Annotated in this window: 4 protein-coding genes; 2 read left to right on the top strand and 2 right to left on the bottom strand. The window is 46.6% G+C overall.

The window, feature by feature from the left end; genetic code table 11:
* The coding region (locus ACKTSG_RS13775; RefSeq protein WP_407895562.1) for a DDE-type integrase/transposase/recombinase at positions 1-231 on the top strand (231 nt) is incomplete at its 5' end.
* A 156-nt stretch (positions 232-387) separates the two neighbouring features.
* Here ACKTSG_RS13775 and gtfA read toward each other — a convergent pair.
* Positions 388-1,857 carry a sucrose phosphorylase gene (gtfA, locus tag ACKTSG_RS13770; RefSeq protein ID WP_407895560.1) on the bottom strand — a complete coding sequence of 490 codons (1,470 nt, stop codon included), beginning with the start codon at positions 1,855-1,857 and terminating at the stop codon, positions 388-390.
* Positions 1,858-2,035: 178 nt separating this feature from the next.
* Between gtfA and ACKTSG_RS13765 the strand changes: the two genes are divergently transcribed.
* Positions 2,036-3,007, top strand: a complete 972-nt coding sequence (locus ACKTSG_RS13765) for a LacI family DNA-binding transcriptional regulator (RefSeq protein WP_407895558.1) — start codon at positions 2,036-2,038, stop codon at positions 3,005-3,007.
* Positions 3,008-3,056: 49 nt separating this feature from the next.
* On the opposite strand, the gene ACKTSG_RS13760 is transcribed toward ACKTSG_RS13765, so the two are convergent.
* Positions 3,057-3,841, bottom strand: a 785-nt coding sequence (locus ACKTSG_RS13760) for an IS3 family transposase (protein ID WP_434056251.1), incomplete at its 5' end; no start/stop codon positions are given.

Below are 3,841 nucleotides of genomic sequence, written 5' to 3'. Positions count from 1 at the left end.
AGCAAATCAGCACACCAATGTTCCAAGTATCGAAACAATTTAATCGAACAAGATCATCGATTCATTAAACGACACCGGGTGCGGTCAGCAAGTTTCCAAAGCATCCGAACCGCTAGTGCAACACTCAGCGGCATTGAAGTCATCCATGCATTACGCAAGAAAACCCGACGAGAGCTAAGCCTCATCGGGTTTTCAGCCGTGGACGAATTAAAAGCGATGGTGCCAGCATAACCTACAACACCCTATCAACAACTAGGTAAAAGGCACACTCTCAGACTATTTGCACCAGAGCCCAAAAAAGATCTCCTACACGAGGAGATCTCCAAAGGATAGAAACTATCCTTCAACACCATTTGACAAACTTCCAGAAAATCGTCCGGTAGACCTTTAGTCATTAGAATTCTCCTGTTCTGTTTCGAGTGTGAGCACATCATTATCCGCCTGGACCGAGAATCTTAGCGTTGTTAAGTCAACGGTTAACGTTGCTGTGTGAGTCTGCGCCTGGTTACGGCGAATCAATGTAAAGTGGGCGTTGTCGGTCTTCTCAATCGTGAGTGAGCCATCAAGGTCAAAGGCCGGTTCCTGATTGCGGAATCGGAGCAGCTTGAGCAGGTCGCGAACAACGGGTCGCTTTACTTCTTGCGCGACTTCACTTTCGGTGTAGTAGTGGCGATTGATGTTGCGCCCTTCTTTAGTCGCCTCAAGCAACTCAAGATCGTTTTTCCCGGCTAAGAGGCCGACATAATAAATTTGTGGAATCCCAGGGGCAAATATCTGTAGCGCTCGAGCTAGTAGATATGCGCGGTTGTCCTCGCCCAGAGCTGAGTAGTAGGTCGTATTGATTTGATAGATATCGAGGTTGTTGTACGTTGCGCTAGAGTAGACCTTCTTGACATTACTTCCACGTTCGTAGAGCTGCTTGGTTGTGAAATCAATCTGCTGATCATTAAGGACGTCTTTAACATCAACGATTCCGATGCCGTCATGCGTATCTAGCGTGGTGAACTGATGCATTGGACTCGCTGCCAGCCAATTCAGAAGGTTCGTGGCATCACCTTTGAAAAGCGTGTAGAGAATCAGCATGGGCAGAGCGAAGTCATAAGTATAATAGCCGTGTTCGCTGACCTTACGCGGTAACGTGTAGTGCTCATGAATCTCGGGAAGAACCGTCAGCTGGTGTTTTTCTGCTTCTGAAGAGATGCTCTCCAGCAATTGCCAGATGTCCGGCTCCACGAAGAAGTCATTTGTATCAAGCTTCTTGACAGCGTAGGCAAAGGCGTCGAGGCGCACAATGTTGATGTGATGTTTGGCAAAAATCGCCATCGTAGTCCTGAACATTGCCTTAGCCTGCGGGGCGTTCACATCAAGGTCGATTTGCTCTTCACTGAAGGTATTCCAGACCTTCGATTGGTTACCATCGGCAAAAGTGATTTCTTGGTATGGCGCCTTGTCCTTGCGCTTGTATATCAGATCAACATCGGCTTGTATTGGTCGATTGGCTGGCCAGAACTTATCCCAGTTTAGGAACATACCGGCATAATCAGACTGGTCATGATGCTGCAGGTAGTCTTGGAACTCAGCGGATTGACGTGAGAGATGGTTAATCATCAGGTCTGCCATCAGGTAGTTCTTCTCGGCGAGGGCATCGACGTCGTGCCAGCTACCGAGGCGAGGGTCTACTGTGGTGTAGTTCATCGGCGAGAAGCCGCGATCTCCTGACGAAGGGAAGAACGGCAGAAGATGAACGCCGCCGACCGCCCCTGCAAAGTAGGCATCAAGAATGTGATTAAGCTGATGTAGATTTTCGCCCATGCTGTCACCATAGGTAATCAACATCACTTCATTTGGTACTGTCATAGAGCAACTCCTCGTAATCGATTTAGCGCTTGCAAGCATCTTCATTATAGGAAGTGCTTACAAAAATGGCAATTGGTTACACATTGTTACATATTTTTCTTTGAAAGTCCCTAATATTAGCGATGAAACAGATGAAGTGTGCTAATGTTGATACATTATAGAAGGGACGTGAACAGAGATGTCTGTAACCATTCGTGACGTCGCGCGAGAAGCGGGCGTATCCGTGGCCACCGTGTCGCGTGTCATCAACAGTAAGGGCTATCTAAGTCCGGCGGCGATTACTAAGGTGCAGCTTGCGATGGAGAAGTTGAATTATCAGCCCAATGCCGCTGCTCGTCGCCTGCAAGGGAAAAGTTCTGCTACCATCGGCGTGATTCTGCCTTCGCTCGACAATCCGCTGTATTCAGAACTCTTTGAGCATATCGAAGACGAACTGAGCGGCCGGCACTACCAGACGTTGCTTTGTACGAGTAAGAACAACTCCGCAAAGGAAGAGGAGTATTTCAAGCTGCTGAAGAGTAACCAGGTCGATGGCATCATTACCGGCTCACATTCTGACTTTCTGATAGAGCACGGTAATGCGAGTTACCCGATTGTGTCTTTTGATCGGCAGATTTCTAAGGAGATTCCAACGGTCAAAAGCGACAATCTTGCTGGCGGCCGGGCAATTGCCGGTAAAGTGGTCGAGCGTGGCGTCAAGAACGTATTGATTCTGTCGGGTAGCAAGGAGGACTTCTACCCAATCAATGATCGTGTAACCGGCATGATGGCGGTGTTTAACCAGGCAGGTGTCGATGTAACTACGTCTTCACTGGAGTTTGAGAGCTCAATCGCGTTAAAGAAGCTACTGGTTGGGCAGCTTATTGTGAGCCGTGATTACGATGCAATATGCTGTACCGATGATGTTACGGCAATCTTGGTAAAGACCTGTGCTGATACGATGAACTACCATCCGCTTATCAGCGGGTACGATGGATCCACTTTTATTCGGACATTCTTTCCGGAATTGCCAACGGTTCAACAGCCAATCAAAGAGATGGCTGAGCTGATGGTTGAGCTACTAATCGAGCAGATTAAGTCGCCTAAGACGCGACTGAACTCGGACTACACGTTCCCGGTAAAAACGAATCGGGTCCACAAAAAGGCGTAACTGGTCCCCTGTCAATAAAATAGACAATTTAAATAGAGACTTTTTTGTCCTATGCCACGACTAAATTTTGAATTTGAGTTTGATACTCATCTTCAAGTTGCTTTGGTGATTTGAATCCACAGTGACTGTGAATTCTAACTGTGTTGTAAAACGTTTCAATGTACTGAAAAACTAGTCGTTTAGCTTCGGAGTATGAATGGATTTTAAACCGATTTATCCATTCACGCTTAATCAAGGCATGAAACGACTCAATGCAGGCATTATCCCAAGGATAAGCTTTCTTTGAATAGCTTAATGTCATGTTAGCTGTAACTTGATTGTAAGCTTCAGACGTAAACTGACTACCACGATCACTGTGCATGATTAATGGCTTGCTAATATGGCGACTGTGCTTAGTCTTTTCAATAAGTGGGATGACATTCGATACCTCCAAGGTTTCAGATAAGTCCCAACCAATGATCCGTCGGGAGTACAAGTCCATAATACTGGTTAAATAAACGAATCCGTCATGAACTGGAATATAAGTGGTGTCAATGCACCAAACGGCGTTTGGTCGCAATGGATTGAACTGCTCGTCTAAAATATTTATTAGCTGTTTATCAAACTTAGAATTGCGAGTGGTAGTCGTCCAAGGGGTTAGGTAAACGGCGTGAATGCCAAGTTCACGCATATACTTACCAACAGTTCGTTCAGCGATCTTATATCCTCCTGGATTATTCACCTCGGTATTTGGGACATGAAATCGCATCTGGCCGGTCTGAAAGCAACGTTTGGAGCGTTGCGAATACTGACTGAGCGGAGAAGTTGGTGATCGATGCACCACGAACAGACCGA

Source organism: Lacticaseibacillus salsurae, from assembly GCF_045862175.1.
In the GTDB taxonomy this organism is placed as follows: Bacteria; Bacillota; Bacilli; order Lactobacillales; family Lactobacillaceae; genus Lacticaseibacillus; species Lacticaseibacillus salsurae.
Note: the sequence above shows the minus strand (reverse complement) of the source record. Positions and strands in the feature narration are given on the sequence as shown.

Excerpts from the sequence above, each read along its gene's own strand:
- gtfA (WP_407895560.1), bottom strand. The coding sequence starts at position 1,857 with ATGACAGTACCAAATGAAGTGATGTTGATTACCTATGGTGACAGCATG.
- ACKTSG_RS13765 (WP_407895558.1), top strand. The coding sequence starts at position 2,036 with ATGTCTGTAACCATTCGTGACGTCGCGCGAGAAGCGGGCGTATCCGTG.